The sequence below is a fragment of the Nocardioides sp. YIM 152315 genome (genome assembly GCF_029210375.1).
In the GTDB taxonomy this organism is placed as follows: domain Bacteria; phylum Actinomycetota; class Actinomycetes; order Propionibacteriales; family Nocardioidaceae; genus Nocardioides.
Genome location: NZ_JARGER010000043.1, coordinates 21524 through 42005, shown reverse-complemented (window position 1 = coordinate 42005; position 20482 = coordinate 21524). Strand labels below are relative to the sequence as shown.

The 20482-nt window shown below is 71.6% G+C and carries 20 protein-coding genes; 13 read left to right on the top strand and 7 right to left on the bottom strand.

The features are described from left to right. Window positions 1–243: 243 nt before the first annotated feature. Window positions 244–609, top strand: a complete 366-nt coding sequence (locus tag PZ894_RS19095; protein ID WP_275747245.1) for a LysM peptidoglycan-binding domain-containing protein — start codon at window positions 244–246, stop codon at window positions 607–609. A 201-nt stretch (window positions 610–810) separates the two neighbouring features. On the opposite strand, the gene PZ894_RS19090 is transcribed toward PZ894_RS19095, so the two are convergent. After that, window positions 811–1188: a hypothetical protein gene (locus PZ894_RS19090; protein ID WP_275747244.1), complete on the bottom strand. Its 378-nt coding sequence runs from the start codon at window positions 1186–1188 to the stop codon at window positions 811–813. A 65-nt stretch (window positions 1189–1253) separates the two neighbouring features. Further along, the gene (locus PZ894_RS19085; protein WP_275747242.1) at window positions 1254–2033 is read right to left on the bottom strand and encodes a sigma-70 family RNA polymerase sigma factor; all 780 of its coding nucleotides are present in this window, start codon (window positions 2031–2033) and stop codon (window positions 1254–1256) included. A gap of 446 nt (window positions 2034–2479) precedes the next feature. On the opposite strand from PZ894_RS19085, the gene nrdR reads away from it, so the two are divergent. From nrdR to PZ894_RS19065, 4 genes are all read left to right on the top strand, one after another. After that, a complete protein-coding gene (gene nrdR / locus PZ894_RS19080; protein ID WP_275747241.1) occupies window positions 2480–2950 on the top strand; it encodes a transcriptional regulator NrdR in 471 nt (156 codons plus the stop codon). Between the two features lie 134 nt (window positions 2951–3084). Continuing rightward, window positions 3085–6000 (top strand): vitamin B12-dependent ribonucleotide reductase, encoded by a 2916-nt coding sequence (locus tag PZ894_RS19075; RefSeq protein WP_275747240.1) that lies wholly within the window; start codon window positions 3085–3087, stop codon window positions 5998–6000. 155 nt (window positions 6001–6155) lie between these two features. Beyond that, the gene (locus PZ894_RS19070; protein WP_275747239.1) at window positions 6156–7355 is read left to right on the top strand and encodes a cysteine desulfurase-like protein; all 1200 of its coding nucleotides are present in this window, start codon (window positions 6156–6158) and stop codon (window positions 7353–7355) included. Beyond that, window positions 7352–8104, top strand: coding sequence for an SDR family oxidoreductase (locus tag PZ894_RS19065; RefSeq protein WP_275747238.1), 753 nt, complete (start codon window positions 7352–7354; stop codon window positions 8102–8104). The genes PZ894_RS19070 and PZ894_RS19065 overlap by 4 nt, the downstream gene beginning before the upstream one ends. Window positions 8105–8176: 72 nt before the next feature. Here the strand turns inward: PZ894_RS19065 and PZ894_RS19060 are convergent, their stop codons facing one another. After that, window positions 8177–8749, bottom strand: coding sequence for a GntR family transcriptional regulator (locus tag PZ894_RS19060; protein ID WP_275747236.1), 573 nt, complete (start codon window positions 8747–8749; stop codon window positions 8177–8179). Between the two features lie 12 nt (window positions 8750–8761). On the opposite strand from PZ894_RS19060, the gene PZ894_RS19055 reads away from it, so the two are divergent. Together PZ894_RS19055 and PZ894_RS19050 are read left to right on the top strand one after the other, a co-directional pair. Next, complete coding sequence (locus PZ894_RS19055) at window positions 8762–9859, top strand: tripartite tricarboxylate transporter permease (protein ID WP_275747234.1); 1098 nt, start codon at window positions 8762–8764, stop codon at window positions 9857–9859. A gap of 370 nt (window positions 9860–10229) precedes the next feature. Beyond that, complete coding sequence (locus tag PZ894_RS19050; RefSeq protein ID WP_275747233.1) at window positions 10230–10835, top strand: CHAP domain-containing protein; 606 nt, start codon at window positions 10230–10232, stop codon at window positions 10833–10835. A 19-nt stretch (window positions 10836–10854) separates the two neighbouring features. On the opposite strand, the gene PZ894_RS19045 is transcribed toward PZ894_RS19050, so the two are convergent. The 3 genes from PZ894_RS19045 to PZ894_RS19035 form a co-directional block, all read right to left on the bottom strand. Next, window positions 10855–11889, bottom strand: coding sequence for a hypothetical protein (locus PZ894_RS19045; RefSeq protein WP_275747231.1), 1035 nt, complete (start codon window positions 11887–11889; stop codon window positions 10855–10857). 117 nt (window positions 11890–12006) lie between these two features. Further along, a complete protein-coding gene (locus PZ894_RS19040; RefSeq protein ID WP_275747229.1) occupies window positions 12007–13623 on the bottom strand; it encodes a Na+/H+ antiporter in 1617 nt (538 codons plus the stop codon). 33 nt (window positions 13624–13656) lie between these two features. After that, window positions 13657–13935, bottom strand: a complete 279-nt coding sequence (locus PZ894_RS19035) for a MerR family transcriptional regulator (protein ID WP_275747228.1) — start codon at window positions 13933–13935, stop codon at window positions 13657–13659. A 108-nt stretch (window positions 13936–14043) separates the two neighbouring features. Here PZ894_RS19035 and PZ894_RS19030 point away from each other — a divergent pair, with 108 nt between their 5' ends. After that, window positions 14044–14475, top strand: coding sequence for an Hsp20 family protein (locus tag PZ894_RS19030; protein WP_275747227.1), 432 nt, complete (start codon window positions 14044–14046; stop codon window positions 14473–14475). A gap of 99 nt (window positions 14476–14574) precedes the next feature. Beyond that, on the top strand, window positions 14575–14757 hold the full coding sequence (locus tag PZ894_RS19025; RefSeq protein WP_275747225.1) for a DUF1918 domain-containing protein: 183 nt from the start codon (window positions 14575–14577) through the stop codon (window positions 14755–14757). Window positions 14758–14775: 18 nt separating this feature from the next. On the opposite strand, the gene PZ894_RS19020 is transcribed toward PZ894_RS19025, so the two are convergent. Beyond that, window positions 14776–15165: an ATP-binding protein gene (locus tag PZ894_RS19020; protein ID WP_275747223.1), complete on the bottom strand. Its 390-nt coding sequence runs from the start codon at window positions 15163–15165 to the stop codon at window positions 14776–14778. A gap of 157 nt (window positions 15166–15322) precedes the next feature. Between PZ894_RS19020 and PZ894_RS19015 the strand changes: the two genes are divergently transcribed. The 4 genes from PZ894_RS19015 to PZ894_RS19000 all read left to right on the top strand — a co-directional run bounded on the left by PZ894_RS19015 (window position 15323) and on the right by PZ894_RS19000 (window position 20441). Beyond that, window positions 15323–15649 (top strand): STAS domain-containing protein, encoded by a 327-nt coding sequence (locus tag PZ894_RS19015; RefSeq protein WP_275747221.1) that lies wholly within the window; start codon window positions 15323–15325, stop codon window positions 15647–15649. 25 nt (window positions 15650–15674) lie between these two features. After that, complete coding sequence (locus tag PZ894_RS19010; protein ID WP_275747219.1) at window positions 15675–16985, top strand: cation:proton antiporter; 1311 nt, start codon at window positions 15675–15677, stop codon at window positions 16983–16985. Window positions 16986–17004: 19 nt separating this feature from the next. Next, window positions 17005–17991 (top strand): bile acid:sodium symporter family protein, encoded by a 987-nt coding sequence (locus PZ894_RS19005; RefSeq protein WP_275747218.1) that lies wholly within the window; start codon window positions 17005–17007, stop codon window positions 17989–17991. Window positions 17992–18134: 143 nt separating this feature from the next. Next, the gene (locus tag PZ894_RS19000; RefSeq protein WP_275747216.1) at window positions 18135–20441 is read left to right on the top strand and encodes an immune inhibitor A domain-containing protein; all 2307 of its coding nucleotides are present in this window, start codon (window positions 18135–18137) and stop codon (window positions 20439–20441) included. The last annotated feature ends 41 nt before the right edge of the window (window positions 20442–20482 follow it).

The following is a 20482-nucleotide window of genomic DNA, read 5'->3' as shown; positions in this document are numbered from 1 at the left end:
TCAAACATCTGTTCGAACGGCGTGTCGGCGCTGCGAGCGTCGTGCCCGTCGAACAAATGTTCGGCGAGATGCTTGTGTCGTTCGAACACATGCTCTACGGTCGTACACATGTTCGATCGAACGGCTGATCGAGTCGGTGGTCCGCACCGGTCCCACAGGACTGTCGGTGGCCACCACTAGAACTGCTCTCGACGGACACGACCCGAGGTCCCGAGCCGGGACCACTTCCCCAGGAGGTCACAGATGAGCACCATGACGATCGACCAGATGCTGACCCACCCCGCCGCCTACGGGCGGTCGGCGCAGCGGCGGCGCAGCACAGTCCGCCTGACCCGGCGCGGCCGCGTGGTGGTGGTCCTCCTCGCGCTGCTCGCGGTGCTCGCCGTGGGCGTGATCGTCGCCGCCGGCTCGGTCGCGACCCGCGACTCGGGCACCCCCGAGCCCACCGCCGTGGTCCAGGTCGGCCCGGGCGACACCCTGTGGGAGATCGCCTCCACGGCCGCCGGCAACGGCGACGTCCGCTCGATGATCGAGCGGATCGAGAAGCTCAACGCGCTCGACTCCGGGATGCTCGTCGCCGGTCAGCGTCTGCTGGTTCCCGTGAGCTGAGGGCCGACCGACCTCACGCCCACAGATCCCACAGATCTCACGGACCCCCACGGACCACCGGGTCACACTCTTCGCCGGCCGCTTCGACCCCGGCCGGCGAGACCGGGGAAGCGAGGGGCGGAGCCGAGAGGCTCCGCCCCTCGAGGTCATTTCGGGGCACCGGCGCCGGCACGGGAACGGCGCTCGTTCCACGTCGGATGGCTACCGCGCCGCCCGACGTCCGCCGATCGGCCGCGGCGGCTCGTCGTCGGAGGAGTCGGTGGCGGGGGAGTCCGATGACCGCCGCGGTGCCGGTGGCCCGGTGATCCCGAGCCGCCGGGACAGCCGGGCGACCAGCATCAGCCCGAAGAAGAGGCACGCGACCGCGCCGACCGACGCGATCGCCAGGAACCACCACGCGCGTCGGTCCCCGCCCCGAGCGGTCGAGCCGAAGTCGATCGCGGCGTACACGAGGTAGCCCCAGGCCACCACGCAGGCGGTGATCCCGAGCGCGAGCAGCAGCAGGACCGGCCGGAAGGTCCGCTTGCGCCGGGGTCCGCGGCGCGAGCCTGCCCGCTTCCCACCCGTCGCACCCGTCACGCCGCCATTGTGGCCGATCGCGCCAGCGGACGCCCGGCGATCCTCAGGCGATCCTCCAGCGATCCTCAGGCGGCGCGCGGCACGCTGAGCTCGTGGCGCATCCGCGTCATCAGGCGGGCGAGCAGCCGGGAGACCTGCATCTGCGTCACGCCGATCTCCTTGCCGATCTCGGCCTGGGTGCAGCCGCGGCCGAACCGCATCTCGACGATCTTCCGCTCGCGGGGCGTGAGCTGCGCGAGCAGAGGGGCGAGCACGGCGCGCGCCTCGGCGACGTCGAAGCCGCCGTCGTCATGACCGAGGCGTTGGGTGAGGGCGTCGTCGTCCTCGCCGAGGGTCGCGTCCAGGGACACCGGCGCGAAGCAGCCGCTGGCGCCGAGCGCCTCGATGACCAGGTCGAGGTCGAGCCCGAGGTGGGCGGCGATCTCGGAGGGGCGCGGAGCGCGGCCGAGCTGCTGGGTCAGCTCGCCCTCGCAGCCGAGGATCTTGGTCTGGGTCTCCTGGATGGAGCGTGGCGGGCGCACGGTCCAGCCCAGGTCGCGGAAGTGTCGGCGTACCTCCCCGCGGATGGTCGGGATGGCGAAGCTGAGGAAGTCGTGCCCGCGGTCGGGGTCGAAGCCCTTGACGGCCTTGACCAGCCCGACGTACGCGACCTGCTCCAGGTCGTCGGTGGCGATCCCGCGGTTGCGGAAGCGGCGCGTGGCGTCGGCCGCGACCCGCATGTTGATGCGGACGAGCTCCTCCTCGATCCGCTCGCGGTCGGCGGGGTTCTCCCGGCGGTCGGCGAACAGGCGGGCGGTGGCGTCAGAACGGCTCTCATGCAGTACGGCGATCGGTGGAATCTCCATCGGCGATGACCTCGTTCGTGTCCAGTTGTGCTGCGGCCTACGGGGGTGTGGCCACACCTGTCACCTCCCCGAAAGTGATCCAAGGTCAAACCACCCGATGGGGTGAACGTCGGGTCCCGAACCCGCCGCGCCACGCCGGGCGGAGGGCGATCTCGGCCCCTCTCTGGCGCTCTGACCTGCGGCTTTGCCGCGGCAGCGGACCGGTCCGAAGAACCCCCGCCGCGCCACTTGCGCCGCCTGCCACCGGGGCGTACGGTTACCACTACATCTAGTAGTTACAACGCTGTAGTTATCCACATCTAGTTCCACAGCGGAGCGTGGATGACCCACAGCGAGCTGCTTGTTGTACACAGAGTCGGCCCCGCTCTCCACAGCCTGACACCCCTCGATCGGGGTGCCGTCGGCGACCCCGGGAGGGCGGCCGCACCCCCTGGGAGGAGGCCCCGATGCACTGTCCGTACTGCCGCAACACCGACACCCGGGTCCTGGACTCCCGGGTGGCCGACGACGGCGGCTCGATCCGCCGGCGGCGCACCTGCTCCGCCTGCGAGCGCCGCTTCACGACCGTCGAGCTGATGCAGCTGACCGTGCTCAAGCGGTCCGGCGCCAGCGAGCCGTTCCACCGGGAGAAGGCGATCGCCGGCGTGCGCAAGGCCTGCAAGGGCCGACCGGTCTCCGAGGACGAGCTCGCCTGCCTCGGCCAAGCGGTCGAGGACGCGCTCCGGCTCTCCGGGGCCGCCGAGGTCGAGGCCCACGAGGTCGGCCTGGCCATCCTCGGGCCGCTGCGCGAGCTCGACGAGGTGGCCTACCTGCGGTTCGCGAGCGTCTACCGCGCGTTCGAGTCGGCCGAGGACTTCGAGAAGGAGATCTCGGACCTCCGCGCGGACCGCGCACCTCAGCCCGTCCCCACGGGCTGACCACAGACGGCCCGGCGTGCGTAGTGGGGAAGCTGCGTACGCCGGGCCCACCAAGCGCCAGGCCGCCGCACTGTCGGTGGCGGCAGTGATGATCGAAACCAGCACACCAACCTCGAGAGACGGGACGAAGAGGGATGACCGAGACGGTGAGTGGCGGAGCCCAGGCCCAGGGACAGGGCAAGGGCAAGACCAGGAAGGGCGCGGGGCTGAGGATCGAGCGGGTCTTCAGCACCGCCGGCGTGCATCCCTACGACGAGATCACGTGGGAGCGCCGCGACGTCGTGCAGACCAACTGGAAGACCGGTGAGACGGTCTTCGAGCAGCGCGGCGTGGAGTTCCCCGACTTCTGGTCGGTCAACGCCTCGACCATCGTCACGACCAAGTACTTCCGCGGCGCGGTCGGCACCGACGCCCGCGAGTGGAGCCTCAAGCACATCGTCGACCGGGTGGTGAAGACCTACACCAGGGCCGGCATCGACCACGGCTACTTCGCCACCGAGGCCGACGCCGAGGTCTTCGAGCACGAGCTCACCTGGCTGCTCGCCCACCAGTACTTCTCGTTCAACTCCCCGGTCTGGTTCAACGTCGGCACCTCGTCGCCGCAGCAGGTCTCCGCCTGCTTCATCCTGTCCGTCGACGACTCGATGGACTCGATCCTGAACTGGTACAAGGAGGAGGGTTTCATCTTCAAGGGCGGCTCCGGCGCCGGCCTGAACCTCTCCCGCATCCGCTCCTCCAAGGAGCTGCTGTCCTCCGGCGGTACGGCGAGCGGCCCGGTCTCCTTCATGCGCGGCGCCGACGCCTCGGCCGGCACCATCAAGTCCGGCGGCGCGACCCGGCGCGCGGCGAAGATGGTCGTGCTCGACGTCGACCACCCCGACATCGAGGAGTTCGTCGAGACCAAGGCGCGCGAGGAGGACAAGATCCGCGCGCTGCGCGACGCCGGCTTCGACATGGACCTCGGTGGCAAGGACATCACCTCGGTCCAGTACCAGAACGCCAACAACTCCGTCCGCGTCACCGACGAGTTCATGCGTGCGGTCGAGGACGGCACCGACTTCGGACTGCGTGCCCGCAAGACCCACGAGGTCATCGAGCGCGTCGACGCCCGCGAGCTGTTCCGCAAGATCGCGACCGCGGCGTGGGAGTGCGCCGACCCCGGCCTGCAGTACGACGACACCATCAACGACTGGCACACCAACCCCGAGACCGGCCGGATCACCGCGTCCAACCCGTGCTCGGAGTACATGTCGCTCGACAACTCCTCCTGCAACCTGGCGTCGCTCAACCTGCTGAAGTTCCTCAAGGAGGACGACACCTTCGACGCCGAGCTGTTCGCGAAGGCCGTCGAGCTGATCATCACCGCGATGGACATCTCGATCTGCTTCGCCGACTTCCCGACCGAGGCGATCGGCCAGACCACGGTCGACTACCGCCAGCTCGGCATCGGCTACGCCAACCTCGGCGCGCTGCTGATGGCGATGGGCCTGGGCTACGACTCCGACGGCGGCCGCGCGATGGCGGCGACGATCACCTCGCTGATGACCGGCACGTCGTACAAGCGGTCCGCGGAGCTCGCCGGCATCGTCGGCCCCTACCACGGCTACGCCCGCAACGCCGAGGCCCACAAGCGGGTCATGCGCAAGCACCAGGCGGCCAACGACACGGTGCGCACGCTGCACATCGCCGACAGCCAGGTGCACAAGCTGGCGACCCAGGCGTGGGCCGAGGTGATCAAGCTCGGCCAGGCCAACGGCTTCCGCAACGCGCAGGCCTCGGTGCTCGCGCCGACCGGCACCATCGGCTTCATGATGGACTGCGACACCACCGGCATCGAGCCCGACTTCTCGCTGGTGAAGTTCAAGAAGCTCGTCGGCGGCGGCTCGATGCAGATCGTCAACCAGACCGTGCCGCGCGCGCTGACGAAGCTCGGCTACCAGTCGGAGCAGGTCGAGGCGATCGTCGCCTACATCGCCGAGCACGGCCACGTGGTCGACGCGCCCGGCCTGAAGACCGAGCACTACGAGGTCTTCGACTGCGCGATGGGTGCCCGCGCCCTCAAGCCGATGGGCCACGTGCGGATGATGGCGGCGGCGCAGCCGTTCCTCTCCGGCGCGATCAGCAAGACCGTCAACCTCCCGGAGAGCGCGACGATCGAGGACGTCGAGGACATCTACGTCCAGTCCTGGAAGCTCGGGCTGAAGGCCACGGCCATCTACCGCGACAACGCCAAGGTGGGCCAGCCGCTCGCCGACGCGAAGGCCAAGAAGGACGACGCGACCGTCGAGTCGGACGCCGAGCCGAAGGTCGTCGAGAAGATCGTCTACGCCCCGGTCCGCAAGCGCCTCCCGAAGTCCCGTGTCTCGCGCACCACCTCCTTCACGGTCGGTGGCGCCGAGGGCTACATGACCTCGGGTGCCCACGAGGACGGCTCGCTCGGCGAGATCTTCCTCAAGCTGGGCAAGCAGGGCTCGACCCTGGCCGGCGTGATGGACGCCTTCTCGATCGCGATCTCGATCGGCCTGCAGTACGGCGTGCCGCTGGAGACGTTCGTCTCGAAGTACACCAACCAGCGGTTCGAGCCCGCCGGCCTCACCGACGACGCCGACATCCGGATGGCCCAGTCGGTCATGGACTACGTCTTCCGCCGCCTGGCGCTGGACTACCTGGACTTCGAGACCCGCCAGGGCCTGGGCATCTACTCGGCCGAGGAGCGCCAGCGCTACCTCGAGACCGGCTCCTACGAGCCCCTCGACGACCACGGCAACACCGCCGCCGAGCTCCTCGCCCCGGCGATCGAGCTCCGCGCCGACGACCCCGAGGCCGAGGCCACGGAGGTCGAGGAGGCCGGCCACGGCGATCTCGAAGCCACCGACGTGGCGACCTCGAAGCCGGCTCCGTCGGGCGCCCACACCAGCGCCGAGCTCCTCGAGCAGATCACCGGCACGGCGATCGACAGCCCGCTCTGCTTCACCTGCGGCACCAAGATGCGCCCCGCCGGCTCCTGCTACGTCTGCGAGGGCTGCGGCAGCACCAGCGGCTGCAGCTGACCGAGGCGCTCCCCGAGGGGCCCGATGCCTCCCCGGCGTCGGGCCCCTCGGCGACTCACCCGGTCGTCGCCCGGACGTCATCGGTTGCGAGCACGCGGGTGCTCGGGACGCATGACCTCAGAACGTCGACGGGGCCGGCGGGCCATGATGGCGACATGACCCTCGACATCGACCGCGTCCGCAAGGACTTCCCGGCCCTCGACCAGGGCATCGCGTACTTCGACGGGCCCGGCGGCACCCAGGTGCCGCGGCAGGTCGCGGAGGCGATCGCGCAGACGATGACGTCGGGAGTCTCCAACCGGGGCGCCGTCACGGCCTCCGAGCGCCGCGCCGAGGACGTCGTCACCGGGGCACGAAGCGCGGTGGCGGACCTGCTCGGGTGCGATGCGGCCGGCGTGGTCTTCGCGCGGTCGATGACGCAGGCGACGTACGACGTGTCGCGGGCGCTCGCGAAGGAGTGGGGGCCGGGCGACGAGGTGGTGGTGACGCGGCTCGACCACGACGGGAACGTGCGGCCGTGGGTGCAGGCGGCGGAGCACGTGGGTGCGGCCGTGCGGTGGGTCGGGTTCGACCGGGAGACCGCTGAGCTGAGCCCCGACGAGGTGCGGGCGGAGCTGTCCGGGCGGACGAAGGTCGTTGCCGTCACCGGAGCGTCGAACGTGCTGGGCACGCGGCCGGACATCCCGGCGATCGCGCAGGCCGTGCACGAGGCGGGGGCACTGCTGTACGTGGACGGGGTGCACCTGACGCCGCACGCGGCCGTGGACGTCACGCAGCTCGGGGCCGACTTCTACGCGTGCTCGCCGTACAAGTTCTTCGGACCGCACCACGGCGTCGTCGTCGCCGACCCCACGCTGCTGGAGCGGATCAACCCGGACAAGCTGCTGCCGTCGACCGACCAGGTGCCGGAGCGGTTCGAGCTCGGGACGCTGCCCTACGAGCTGCTCGCCGGGACGACCGCGGCGATCGACTACATCGCGGGGCTCACGTCGGACGCCGCGGACCGGCGGACCCGGGTGCTCGCGTCGCTGCGGGTGGTCGAGGAGTACGAGGACCAGTTGCTCGAGCGGTTGCTGGACGGCCTGCGGGCGATCCCGCAGGTCACGCTGCACGGCCACCCGAAGCGACGGACGCCGACGGTGTTCTTCTCGGTCGCCGGCCGCGAGGACCGCGCGGTCTACGAGCACCTCGCGACGGCGGGCGTGAACGCACCGGCCAGCAGCTTCTATGCGATCGAGGCCTCCCGATGGCTCGGGCTCGGGGACACCGGCGCGGTGCGGGCGGGTCTGGCGCCGTACACCAGCGCAGACGACGTCGAGCGGCTGCTCGCCGGAGTTGCGGAGGTCGCGCGATGACCGACCGCGGCGTGCTGGTGACCGGCGGGTCGCGCGGCATCGGAGCCGCGATCGTGCGCGCCTTCGCGGCGCAGGGCGACCGCGTCGCGGTGCACTACGGATCCTCGGCCGCGAGAGCGGAGGGGGTCGTGGCGTCGCTGCCCGGCGACGGCCACGTCACGGTGCAGGCGGACATGACCGACGCGGAGGCGGTGCGTCGGGCCGTGGACGACGCGGCGGAGCGGCTCGGCCGGCTCGACGTGCTCGTCAACAACGCCGGGATCTTCGTCGCGCACCCGCCGCTGACCACGTCGTACGCGGAGTGGCAGGACGCCTGGTCTCGGACCCTGGCCACCAACCTGGTCGGCGCGGCGAACGCGGCGTTCTGCGCGATCCCGCACCTGCGGTCGGCGGGTGGCGGGGCGATCGTCGACGTGTCGAGCCGGGGCGCGTTCCGCGGCGAGCCGAGGAACCCCGCCTACGGCGCGTCGAAGGCCGGGATGAACGCCTTCGGCCAGTCGCTGGCGGTCGCGCTCGCGCCGGAGGGCATCACGGTGGGGACGGTGGCGCCCGGGTTCGTGCAGACCGAGATGGCTCGGGAGGTCCTCGACGGACCCGGTGGCGACGCGGTGCGGGCGCAGTCGCCGTTCGGCCGGGTGGCGCGGCCGGAGGAGGTCGCCGCCGCGGTGCTGTGGCTGGCGTCGCCGGAGGCGAGGTTCTCCACCGGCACGATCATCGACGTCAACGGAGCGTCCTACCTGCGCAGCTGAGGACGGCACCTGCCCGCCCGTGCGACGCGCGGCTTCGATCATGCGGTCTGGATCCGACGCGCACCGGCCGGGTCACCGCAGGCTGGTGACCCCGTGTCGGCGCAGGAGGTCGAGGCGGATCTCGCGGGCCCTGGTCATGTGGGCGGCGGCGCGCTCGCGGGCGGCGTCGGGGTCGCGGTCGCGGATGGCGTCGAGGACGCCGGCGTGCTCGTCGAGGGCCTCGTCCCAGCGGCCGGGGGCGGAGAGGGTGGAGTGCGGCGTGCGCACGAGGTGGATCGTCAGGCGCTGGAGGAGGTCCTGGAGGACGCCGTTGTGGGTGGCGTTCCAGACTGCCTCGTGGAACTCGGTGTTCGCCTCGGCGCGGGTCGCGTCCGGCGGATCGGAGAGGGAGCGGTCGCGGTCGAGGAGGGACTCGAGGCGCAGGAGGTCGGCCTGGGTGCGGGCGGAGGCGGCCTCGGAGGCAGCCTCGCCCTCGAGCAGGATCCGCACGGTGTAGATCTGGATGACCTCGTCGGTGTCGACACCGCGGACCACGAGTCCCCGCGAGGAGGGGACCAGGAGGCGGTCGTGCTCGAGGCGGCGCAGGGCCTCGCGGACCGGCGTACGGGAGACGCCGAAGCGGGAGGCGACCGCGACCTCGCGCACCGGCTCGCCTTCGTGGCGCAGCCCTTCGCCGAGATCGCCGTCGACTTCACACCGGCCGACTACGTCGCGCTGATGGCGATCGCGTTCGTGACGGTCGCGAGCCTGCTCGGCGACTCCACGCTCAAGGGCTTCGCGTCGCTGCTGATCGGGCTGGCGATCGGCCTGGTCGGCATCGAGTCCCAGAGCGGCCAGGCGCGGCTCACCTTCGGCGTACCGACCCTGCTCGACGGCATCGACGTCGTGGTCGTGGTCATCGCCCTCTTCGCGATTGGCGAGGTCTTCTCCCATGCGCTGCGCGGCGGGGGCGGTGGCACGGTCACACCCCTGCGCGGCGTGCCGGTGATGAGCCGGCAGGACTTCCGCCGCTCCTGGCCGGCGTGGCTTCGCGGCACGGCGTACGGCCTTCCGATCGGCGCGCTGCCCGCCGGCGGCGCGGAGATCCCGACGTTCCTCTCCTACGCCACCGAGAGGCGGCTCTCGAAGCACAAGGACGAGTTCGGCCACGGCGCGATCGAGGGCGTCGCCGGCCCGGAGGCCGCCAACAACGCCGCCGCCGCCGGGGTGCTGGTACCGCTGCTGACGATCGGGCTGCCGACCTCGGCGACCGCCGCGGTGATCCTGACTGCCTTCCAGTCCTACGGACTCCAGCCCGGTCCGCAGCTCCTCACCGAGTCCGGGCCGCTGGTCTACGCGCTGCTGGCGTCGTTGTACGTCGGCAACGTGATGTTGCTCGTGCTCAACCTGCCGCTGGCGAAGATGTGGGCGAAGCTGCTGCAGATCCCCGCCTGCGGGATCTACGCCGGGATCCTGGTGTTCGCGACGCTCGGCACGCTCGCGTCCGGCGGCGGCTTCGCCGACCTGCTGGTGCTCTACGTCATCGGCGCCCTGGGCGTGCTGATGGCGATGGCCGACGTGCCGGTCGCACCCGCCATCGTCGGGCTCATCCTGGGGCCGCTCTTCGAGACCCAGCTGCGCCGCGCGCTGCTGCTCTCTGAGGGTGACCTGTCGGTGCTGGTCGAGACGAGTCAGCATCGTGCTGTGGATCGTCGCCGCTCTGGCGCTGGTCGTGCCGTTCGTCGCCGGCCGGTTGCGGCGATCGGCCTGACGTAGTCGTGCAGGTCGGTGGTTGAGGAAGGCGCCCTGGCGCCTGTCTCGAAACCACCGTGGTCGTGCGGGTCTCGGTGGTTTCGAGACGGTTGCTGGCGCAACCTCCTCAACCACCGTCGGCGGTCGCCGGCGCAACCTCCTCGACCCCCGCGGCGGCGGTGGGTGCGGCGAGCTCGCACCTCGAACAGCTCCGGTCCGCGACAGACGTCACACCCCGGACGGGGATGACCGGGGCGACTCGTGCGTTTTCAACTACTGCAGGTTTCACGCCGCGCCGGACGCGCGCGCCCTGCGACCGGCCCCACCCCCGCTCGAGCCGAGCACGAGCGGAACGCCGTGCGGTGGGCCACTGCCGCCGCGAGAGGAATCCCGCTTGTCTTCGCCGTTCACCACGCCCTGGCGCCTCGCGCTCGCCTCGCCCCTCTGGCCGTTCCTCGTCGTGATGGCGGTCGGGATCGGCGCGTCGGCGATCGCGGCCGAGCGCGCCGAGGGGCGGTCCGTGGAGCTGGCGCCGGCGGCGTTCCACGCCGAGCGCGTCGTCAAGGCCAAGCGCATCGACCGCAGGCCGGCGCGCCCGGCGCCGCCGCTGGCGTCGAGCAACGCGGTCCAGACCGTCGCTGCGGCGAAGTCGTCCGCCGTCAACGTGCCCGGGCAGTGCCTGGAGTGGGCCCGCGAGCAGGCCGGGGTGCCGTCGCGGTACGCCGACGCCACGACGGCGTGGCGGCACGCGCGCGGCCGGCACCCGGGCGACGCGAGCCCGCCGCGCGGCGCGGCGGTCTACTGGACCGGCGGCAGCAACGGCTACGGCCACGTCGCGATCTCGCTCGGCAACGGCCTGGTGCGCTCGTCCGACGCGGGCGGAGCCGGCACGGTCGGCACCGTGCCGCTGCGCTACTTCGATCGGCAGTGGGACCTCGAGTACGCCGGCTGGGCGAGCTCGATCAACGGCTACACGATCCCCGGCGTCGCCACCACCTGACGCCAACCCTCGGCGGGCCTCAGCTCCACGCCTCGACCGCCTGCTCGAGGTTGAGCGTGATGGCCGCGGCGGCGAAGTGGTGGTCGCCGGTGCGGGCCTGGGCCCGGACGACCTCCGACCGGAGGGCGGAGACGGCGTCGCGCGCGTCGACGAGCGTGGTCGAGTCGCGCAGGAGGGTGGCGACGGCACGGAGGGCCGCCGAGGCCCGGCCGCGGAGCTCCGCGGCAGCGTCGTCGTCGTTGCGGATCTCGGCGCGCTGGTCGGCGACGAGGGCGATCACCTCGTCGACGCAGGAGGCGAGGCTGCGCAGCGCCTCGGCGCGGACCTCTTGATGGTCGGCGGCCCCTGCCCAGCGGGCGGCCTTCCAGTTCGCGCGGCGGGCGTCGCGGGCCTGGGCGATGAGGTCGGAGGCGCTGCGGGCCGTGCGGTCGAGCGAGTGGCGCAGCGCGTTCCAGTCCAGCTCGTTGACGACCTCCTGCTCGAGCGCGTCGGCGAGCTCGTCGAGCCGGTCGGCGAGCTGCGCCCGGAGCTGGTCCTGGGCGATCGCCGCCGGGGTGAGCAGCAGCTGCGGCAGCGCGACGTTCACCGCGACCCCGACGAGCGCGCCGACGGCGGTGAGGCCGGCGTACGCCGCGGAGTACTCGATCGACTCGCCGGCGCCGGCGACCAGCACGAACATCGCGGCGAGCGGCACCCAGCTGCCCATCGCGCCGGCCACGCCCGAGGCCGCGACCAGGCTGGCGACGATCACGGCCAGACCGAGCGGGATCGGCTCGGGGAGCGGCAGGAGCTGGGCGGCCAGCGCGATGGCGGCGCCGAGCAGGATCGCGACGACGACCTCGACCGAGCTGCGCATCGAGACCGCGACCGAGGTCGACACGACGGCCAGGGCGCCGAGCGGTGCGTAGTAGGGGTACTCCGCGGCGAAGCCGCCGATCGGCCCGACCACCAGCCACGCGAGCATCGTCGCGACGGCGGCCTTGACCGCGAGGAAGTAGGCCGGGTGGGCGCGGGCGGCCGAGCGCGCACGGCGCACGGCGGTGGTCGTGCTCATGCCCGCCGGCGGCTCCCGGGCGCGAGAGCAGGCACGGTCGGCCGGAGGGCGGTCGCGGGAGCGTGAGTCCTCATGCCCCCACAGTGCCCCGTCGCGAGGAGGGGTACGCCGGAGCGCTCAGCGCCGCGGCGGCAGCAGGACCTCGCGGTGGTCGAGCTCGCGCTCGAGCACCCGGAGGCTGGCGTCGGGGAGCTGGCCGGTCTCGCGCATCCGGAGGAGCTCCTCGCGCTCGGCCTCGATGACGGCGAGGTGGAGGCGGACCGCGGCCTCGTACGCCGAGTTGGCCGGGATCTGCTCGTCCGCGTCCTCGAGCGCGTCGAGGCGCTGCTGGTAGCGCGCCAGCCGGTGCTCGAGCTGCGCGCGGAGCGTTGCGATCGCGCCGTCCTCCCCGGCGCCGTGCTCGCGCTCCTCGAGCTCCTCGAGCCGGGCCAGCCCCGCTCGTGCGGCCGCGGAGCGCGCCTCGTTGCGCAGGCGGGCCTGGTCGACGGCGTTCGCCCGCAGGCCGAGCATCCGCACCAGCGGCGCGAACGTCACACCCTGCCCGACCAGGGTCACCAGCACGACGAGGAACGCACAGAAGATCAGCAGGTTGCGGTCCGGGAAGGGCGCGCCGCTGTCGGTGGACCGCGGCAGCGTGTAGATCGCGGCGAGCGTGATGACGCCGCGGGTGCCGGCCCAGCTCAGCACGAGCACCTCGCGGGCGCTGAGCGTCTCGTGCGCGCCGCCGCCGAGTCGGGTGTGCAGCGGACGCGGGAGCAGCTGGGTGACCACCAGCCAGGCCGGCCGGAGCAGGAGGGCTACGCCGACGCTGATCGACGCGGCGACGACGATCGTGGACGTGTCGTACTCGTGCAGCCCCCGCACGACGGTCGGCAGCTGCTGGCCGATGAGCAGGAAGACGAGACCCTCGAGGAGGAAGCTCACGAGTCGCCAGACCGCGTTGACCTGCAGCCGGCTGGCACCCGAGACCGAGCGCGGGCTGTCGTGGCCGACGGCGAGCCCGGCGATCACGACGGCCAGGACGCCGGAGACGTGCAGCTCCTCGCCCACCAGGTAGGCCACGAACGGGGTCGCCAGCGAGACGACGTTGAGGATCAGCGGGTCCTGCGACCACCGACGCGTCCAGCGCACCGCGTACGCGATCAGGAAGCCGACGAGCACGCCGCCGGCGGCCGCCACCACGAACTGGGCCGCCGCGGACCAGGTTGAGAACCCCTCGCCGGTCGCCGCCGACACCGCGACCGTGAGCAGCGTCAGCGCGGTGGCGTCGTTGAGCAGACCCTCGCCCTGGATCAGGGTGAGCAGCCGTGGCGGCAGGCCGACCCTGCGTCCGACGGCCAGCGCCGCGACCGGGTCTGGGGGGGCGATCGCCGCGCCGAGCGCGACCCCGGCGGCCAGGGTGGCTCCGGTGACGAAGAGCGCGAAGCCGGCGCCGACCAGGAGCGCGGTGGCCACCACGAGCAGCACCGACAGGCTGACCACCGTGCGCAGGTTGTCGCGGATCGCCAGGAGGCTCGAGTCGAGCGCCGCGCTGTAGAGCAGCGGCGGGATCAGCAGCGTGAGCACGAGGTGGGGGTCGAGCTCGACGTTCGGGCCGGGCAGCACGGCGTACGCGATGCCGATCAGCGTGAGCAGCGCCGGCGCCGGGAGGCCGGTGCGCTCAGCGACGCGGTGGGTCAGGACGATCGCGGCCACAGCCGCCAGCACGAGCAGGAGGGTCGTCGAGACATCCACGCACCCATCTTCCCGGCCGCCCGGAGCCGGGCCTCATCGCCGCAGTCGCGTGACCTCCGCCTCGAGTGCGCCGACGCGCGCCTCGAGCGTGAGGACGTGGGCGATGCCAGCGAGGTTGAGACCCTCCGCGAGCAGCTCCCGGATCCGGTGGAGCCGGTCGATGTCGTCCGCGCTGTACAGCCTGCTGCCGCCCGAGGTGCGGTCGGGCTCGAGCAGGCCGCGGCGCTCGTAGACGCGCAGGTTCTGGATCTCCATCGACACCATCTCGGCGGCGACCGAGATCGCGAACACCCCTCGACTTCGTTCGGGCACGGCCTTGATTTTACCTCCTCTTTGGAATATAAGAAACCTATATCCGGCGTTATAGATACGGGACCCACCTCGTGAGGGTCCGAGGAACCAGAACCAGGAGGACATGTGATGTTGCTTCGCACCACCGACCCGTTCCGCGACTTCGACCGCCTGACCCAGCAGCTGCTCGGCACCACCAACCGTCCCGCGGTGATGCCGATGGACGCCTGGCGCGAGGGTGACCGGTTCACGATCGAGTTCGACCTGCCGGGCGTCGCGAAGGAGACCATCGACCTGGACGTCGAGCGCAACGTCCTCACCGTCCGCGCCGAGCGGGTCGCCCGGAACGGCGACTGGGAGGCGCTCGCCTCCGAGCGTCCGAAGGGCGTCTTCAGCCGACAGCTCGTGCTGGGCGACAACCTCGACCTGGACCGGATCGAGGCTTCCTACGCCGACGGCGTGCTGCGACTCGTCGTGCCCGTCGCGGAGAAGGCGAAGCCGCGCAAGATCGAGGTCAGCGCGGGTGGGGACGACTCCGAGCGCACCGCCATCGAGGCCTGACACTCACGCAGCGTCAGGACAGGGGCCGTCCCGCCAGGGGCGGCCCCTCGCGCTGCCCGCACCCTTGCGGCACGGACGGGGTCGGAGCATCGTGGACGCATGCGCGCATCGGTAGGAGATCGGCTCATCGTGGAGGCGCCGACGGACCACTCGTCGGGACGGGCGGGCGTCGTGGTGGAGGTGCGCGGTGACGACGGCCAGCCGCCGTACGTCGTGCAGTGGGACGACGGCCACGAGGGACTCTGCTACCCAGGCCCCGACGCGCACGTGAAGCACGACTGAGCGCACCGCGGCCGCCAGTCAGGCCAGGGCGATCTCGCACCAGACGGTCTTGCCGGGCGGGTGCCGCTCGGCACCCCATCGCGAGGCGAGGGCGGCGATGAGGAGCAGGCCGCGGCCGCGCTCGTCGAGGTCGTCCAGGGACGGCGACGGAGTCGGCAGGGCCGGGTTCGGGTCCGTGACCTCGAGCCGGACCGCGTCGGGGCCGACCACGGCGTCGAGGTACGACGAGCCGCCCCCGTGCTCCACGGCGTTGCTGACGAGCTCGGTGGCCAGCAGCTCTGCCGTCTGGCGGACCTCGGTGTCGACACCGGCGTCGTCGAGCAGTCGGCGCACCACGGTGCGGGCCACCGGAGCCGACGCCGCGGACGGCGCGATGCGAAGCCGCGTCGACGGACCGGTCGGCGTCATGTCTCCCCCAACATCGTGTGACGGCCGCCGTGCGGTCGCCGGCGCCACTCAAGGTGTTCCCAGTGAGACCGGTGGGAAACAGGCTGCGGTGGATTAGGTCGAGGTCGGGCGGGAACTCACCCGAGCGGGTGACGGGCGGGCGGTCTACTGTGTCTGCGTGGAAGAGAAGCCCTACGCCGCGTCGTACGACGCCGACCAGCACGTCCTCTACGTGGCGGGCTCGGTCGACGAGCTCGCCGGAGCGGTGTTCCGCGAAGACCTGGCCAAGCACACCGAGCAGCACACGAAGGCCCTCGTCGTCGACCTGTCCGGGGTCGAGTTCTTCCCCAGCCTCGCCGTCGGCGTGCTCGCGGTCGCGATGCGGCAGAGCCGCGAGGCCGGCGCCGAGATCGAGGTGCGTGCCCGTGAGGGCGGCATCGTGGCGCGCGTCCTGACCATCTGCGCCCTGCCCTACACCGAGCTCCCCGCGACCAACCCGGTCTGAGGCTCAGGACGGGTCCGCGCGGCGCGTGGGCCATGAGCCACTGGGGTACGCGGCGTACGTGACCGCCGACCTCGTGTACGTCGTGGCCGGCGCGAGCCTGCTCCTCGCCGTCGTGCTGCCCGCGCTGCTGGAGCGGTGGGCCGTGTCCGCGCCGATGGTCCTGGTCGGGGTCGGGCTGCTGATCGGGCTCACCCCGCTGCCCGACGGGATGCCGCTGGACCCCCAGGAGAACCGCGCGGCGATCGAGCACGTCACCGAGGTGGTCGTCCTGGTCGCGCTGATGGGCGTCGGCCTGGCGATCGACCGGCCCCTCGACCCGCGCCGACGGCGGTCCTGGGCGCGGTGGAGCACGACCTGGCGGCTGCTCGGCATCGCGATGCCGCTGAGCATCGCGGGGATCGCCCTGCTCGGCTGGGCCGCAGGGCTCTCGGCCGCTGCGGCCCTGCTGCTCGGCTCCGTGCTGGCGCCCACCGATCCGGTGCTGGCCTCGGACGTGCAGGTGGCCGGGCCCCAGACCGGTGACCACGAGGTCGACGAGACCGACGAGCTGCGGTTCACGCTCACCTCGGAGGCGGGCCTCAACGACGGGCTCGCGTTCCCGTTCGTCTACGCCGCGATCCTGCTGGCCACCGAGGGCGGCATCGAGCACTGGATCGCGGAGTGGCTCGGGTTCTACCTCGTCGGCAAGGTCGTCATCGGGGTCGCGGCCGGTGTCGTGGTGGGCCGGGTGCTCGCGTACGTCGCGTTCCGCTCGCGCAGCCGGTCGCTGCGGGTCGCCGAGCGTGGCGAGTCGTTGATGGCGCTGGCGGCCCTGGTGTCGGCGTACGGCGTCGGCGAGGTCGTCGGGGGCTACGGCTTCCTCTCCGTCTTCGTGTGCGCGCTGACCTTCCGGTCCGCCGAGCGGGCGCACGACTACCACGCCGCGATGCACGAGGTCGTCGAGCGCCTCGAGCGGCTGCTCACGCTCTTCGTGCTGCTCGTGCTGGGCATCGCGCTCAGTCGCGGCCTCCTCGAGAGCCTCGACTGGCGCGGGGTGCTGCTCGGCCTCGCGCTGGTCTTCGTGGTCCGACCCGTCGCCGGGCTCGTCGCGCTGGCACCCTTCGCCCACCACGAGCACCCGCGGCTCGACCGAGGGCAGCGCCGGGCCGCCGCGTTCTTCGGCGTCCGCGGCGTCGGCTCGATCTACTACCTCGCCTACGCCGCCGGCCATGCCGACGAGCTCGGCGCCGACTGGCTCTGGTCGACGGTCGCCTTCACCGTCGTGCTCTCGGTGCTGGTGCACGGCGTGCTCGCCTCGCCCGTCCTGCGACGCGTGGAGCCGCGAGAAGCACACTAGCGGCCACTACAGTGCGGCCATGACGGCGTACGTCGCGGCGCTCGCGACCGACATCGACCGGTTGCAGCTCGAGATCAGCGACGGACTCCAGTTCGGTGTGAAGGCCATCGTCGCGCTGTTCCTCTTCGGCATCGCCCTCGACACGAGGATCGACGACTTCCGCGACGTCGTGCGCCGGCCGTGGGTGATCGTGGTCGGCCTCGTGGCGCAGTACGTCGTGACCCCGGGGCTGACGGTGCTGCTGACGCTCGTGCTCGACGTCCGCGGCTCGGTCGCGATCGGCATGATCCTGGTCGTCTGCTGCCCGGCCGGGAACCTGTCGAACCTGCTGACGCACCGCGCCCGCGGCGACGTCGCGCTCTCGGTGTCGCTGACCACCGTCTCGACGGTGACGGCGGTGGCGGTCACGCCCGTCGCGGTGGCCTTCTGGTGCGGGCTCAACCCGGCGGCCGAGGCCCTCCTGCGCGACGTGCAAATCGACCCGTGGGACATGGTGGGCGAGGCGGTCCTGCTGATCGCGCTGCCCTTCGCGCTGGGCATCCTCATCGCCTGGCTCCGCCCCGCCGTCTCCGCGCGGGCCCGTAAAGTCGTGGAGCCGGCCGCGCTGGTGCTCCTCGTCCTGATCATCGTCGGCGCCCTGGCCGGCCAGTTCGGCCTGTTCCTCGACTACGTCGGTGTCGTCGCGGTTGCGATCGTCCTGCAGAACGCCCTCTCGCTCGTCGTTGGCTACGGCAGCGGCCGGGCGACCAGGCTCCCCGAGCCGGGGGTGCGGGCGATGACGCTCGAGGTCGGGCTGCGCAACACCGGCCTTGCGCTCGTGCTCGCCCTGGCCTTCTTCGAGGACCTGGGCGGGGTCGCGTTCGTCGCCGCGATGTGGGGGCTCTGGGACACCGTCACCGGCCTGGTGCTGTCGACCTGGTGGCGGCGCCGACCTGCGGGTGCCGGCGTCTCGACCGGCCCGACCACCGACGCCGACCTGAGGCCGAACTCCTCCACCGCACTCTGACGGCCGAAGATCTTGGCGACACGCGGTCTTTACGCGGGAGGGTCTTTACAGACCCCGATCGGCGTGATGAGGTGCGGTCCGTGGGCATCGGGGTCCACACGGCGACCCAGCGTGGACGCCGGACAACTCTCGGAGGAAATACCTTGAAGCGACGCATCTCGGGCGTCCTCGGTGCGGCCGCGAGCCTTTCGCTCGCGGCCGTCGTCATGCCCGGACTGGCCGCGGCGACCCCGCCGGCCGACTCGGTACCAGGAGCCCAGCAGATCAAGCAGCACAAGAAGGACGACCGCCGCGACCCCCTCGAGGCGAAGCGGCGTGCGCTCAAGGAGAAGGCGGTCGAGCTCGTCGCCACCGGCAAACGGGACATCCAGACCCGCGGCGGCTCGCGAGCAGTGAAGGTCGGCAAGGGCCAGTGGGTCGAGTACGGCACCCAGGAGACGGCCCAGCTGCTCACCTTCCTCGTCGACTTCGGCGGCACGGTCGATCCGCGGTTCCCCGACGCCCCGGCCGGACCGGCCGCCGGCGAGATCCCGGAGCCCGGACCCGACGACAACAGCACCTATTGGAAGCCCGACTTCGACCGCCAGCACTTCCTCGACATGTTCTTCAACGGCATGCCGGAGCAGGACGGCGAGTCGTTCAAGGATGCCTACAAGGAGATGTCCAGCGGACGCTTCGACCTCGAGGGCGACGTCTCCGACTGGGTGACGGTCCCCCACAACGAGGCCAGCTACGGCCAGACCGAGTCCAACGTCGACATGACGCGGTTCATCGGTGACAGCGCGACTGCGTGGTACGACGCGCAGGTGGCGGCCGGCAGGAGCGACGCCGAGATCAAGGCGTACCTCCAGCAGTTCGACATCTGGGACCGCTTCGACCACGACGGCGACGGCGTCTTCAACGAGCCCGACGGATACATCGACCACTTCCAGGCGATCCACGCCGGTGAGGGCGAGGAGGCCGGCGCGCCCGAGTGGGCGATCTGGTCGCACCGCTGGTACGTCAACCCCAACCGCACCGACGGCCCCGAGAACGCCAAGTTCGGCGGCATCCAGATCGGTGACACGGGCCTGTGGATCCGCGACTACACCACCGAGCCGGAGAACGGCGGCCTCGGCGTCTTCGCCCACGAGTTCGCCCACGACCTCGGTCTGCCGGACTACTACGACACCAACGGCGGCGAGAACGGCACCGGCTTCTGGAACCTGATGAGCTCCGGCTCCTGGATGAGCCACAAGCACGAGGACGCGATCGGCACGACGCCCAACCACATGGGCGCCACCGAGAAGCTCTTCCTCGGCTGGCTCGACTACGCCCAGGTGGCGGCCGGTCGGCGCGCCGAGGTGAAGATGGGCCCGTCCTACCACGCGACCAAGAACGCCCAGGCCGTGCTGGTCAACCTGCCCCCGGGCCAGGAGACGATCGATGTCGGTGACGCGGCGTCCGGCTCGAAGTACTTCTACTCCGGTCAGGGCGACGAGCGCACCGCCAGCGTGACCAGCCCGAGCTTCACCGTCCCCGAGGGCGGTCAGCTCACCGCGAAGGTCAACTACGAGATCGAGACCGACTGGGACTACGCCTACGCCGAGATCTCGACCGACGGCGGCACCACGTTCACGCCGGTGCACACCAACCTGTCAACCAACACCGACCCCAACAGCCAGAACGACGGTGAGGGCATCACCGGCGACAGCGGTGGCGACTGGGTGGACCTCACGGCCGACCTGTCGACGTACGCCGGCCAGGACGCCATGGTGCGCTTCCGGATGTTCAACGACGCCGCCACCCACGGCGTCGGGTTCAAGGTCGACGACATCGCGGTCGGCACGGCGCTGACGACCGGGGTCGAGGACGGTGCGCCGGACTGGACCAGGGACGGGTTCATCGTGGTGACGAACGGCAGCTACACGGTGCCGTACGAGCACTACTACCTGGCCGAGAACCGGCAGTACGCCGGCTACGACCGCACGCTGAAGGAGGGCCCGTACAACTTCGGCTGGACCGTCAACCAGCCCGACCGGGTCGAGCGCTTCCCGTACCAGAACGGCCTGCTGGTCTGGTACGCCAACACGCTCTACTCCGACAACAACACCAGCCAGCACCCGGGCGGTGGCGAGGCGCTGCCGGTGGATGCCCACCCCGAGGCGCTGACCTGGAGCGACGGCACCGTCGCGCGCAACCGGATCCAGGCCTTCGACGCGACGTTCACGCTGGAGAAGACCGACAAGCTCGACCTGCACCGGCAGGCAGCGACGGCCGGTGGCACCCAGCGCACGACGCTGGTGGAGCGGCCCCGGGCCGGGGTGAAGGTGTTCGACGACACCGACCCCTACGCCTACTACGACGAGGCCAACCCGGGCGGCAGCGTGATCGTCGGCGGCACCGGCACGAAGATCCGGATCCTCTCGACGAAGGACAAGCGAGGGATCATGACGGTCCGCGTCAACTGACCGTCACGCACTGAGCGCTGACCCGCCCGAAACTTTCGGGC

What these genes read in the sequence shown, in the direction of transcription:
- PZ894_RS19065 (WP_275747238.1), top strand. Translation starts at nt 7,352, where the DNA reads ATGACCGACCGCGGCGTGCTGGTGACCGGCGGGTCGCGCGGCATCGGA.
- PZ894_RS19095 (WP_275747245.1), top strand. Translation starts at nt 244, where the DNA reads ATGAGCACCATGACGATCGACCAGATGCTGACCCACCCCGCCGCCTAC.
- PZ894_RS19030 (WP_275747227.1), top strand. Translation starts at nt 14,044, where the DNA reads ATGTTGCTTCGCACCACCGACCCGTTCCGCGACTTCGACCGCCTGACC.
- PZ894_RS19075 (WP_275747240.1), top strand. Translation starts at nt 3,085, where the DNA reads ATGACCGAGACGGTGAGTGGCGGAGCCCAGGCCCAGGGACAGGGCAAG.
- PZ894_RS19070 (WP_275747239.1), top strand. Translation starts at nt 6,156, where the DNA reads ATGACCCTCGACATCGACCGCGTCCGCAAGGACTTCCCGGCCCTCGAC.
- PZ894_RS19085 (WP_275747242.1), bottom strand. Translation starts at nt 2,033, where the DNA reads ATGGAGATTCCACCGATCGCCGTACTGCATGAGAGCCGTTCTGACGCC.
- nrdR (WP_275747241.1), top strand. Translation starts at nt 2,480, where the DNA reads ATGCACTGTCCGTACTGCCGCAACACCGACACCCGGGTCCTGGACTCC.
- PZ894_RS19025 (WP_275747225.1), top strand. Translation starts at nt 14,575, where the DNA reads ATGCGCGCATCGGTAGGAGATCGGCTCATCGTGGAGGCGCCGACGGAC.
- PZ894_RS19005 (WP_275747218.1), top strand. Translation starts at nt 17,005, where the DNA reads ATGACGGCGTACGTCGCGGCGCTCGCGACCGACATCGACCGGTTGCAG.
- PZ894_RS19020 (WP_275747223.1), bottom strand. Translation starts at nt 15,165, where the DNA reads ATGACGCCGACCGGTCCGTCGACGCGGCTTCGCATCGCGCCGTCCGCG.
- PZ894_RS19045 (WP_275747231.1), bottom strand. Translation starts at nt 11,889, where the DNA reads ATGAGCACGACCACCGCCGTGCGCCGTGCGCGCTCGGCCGCCCGCGCC.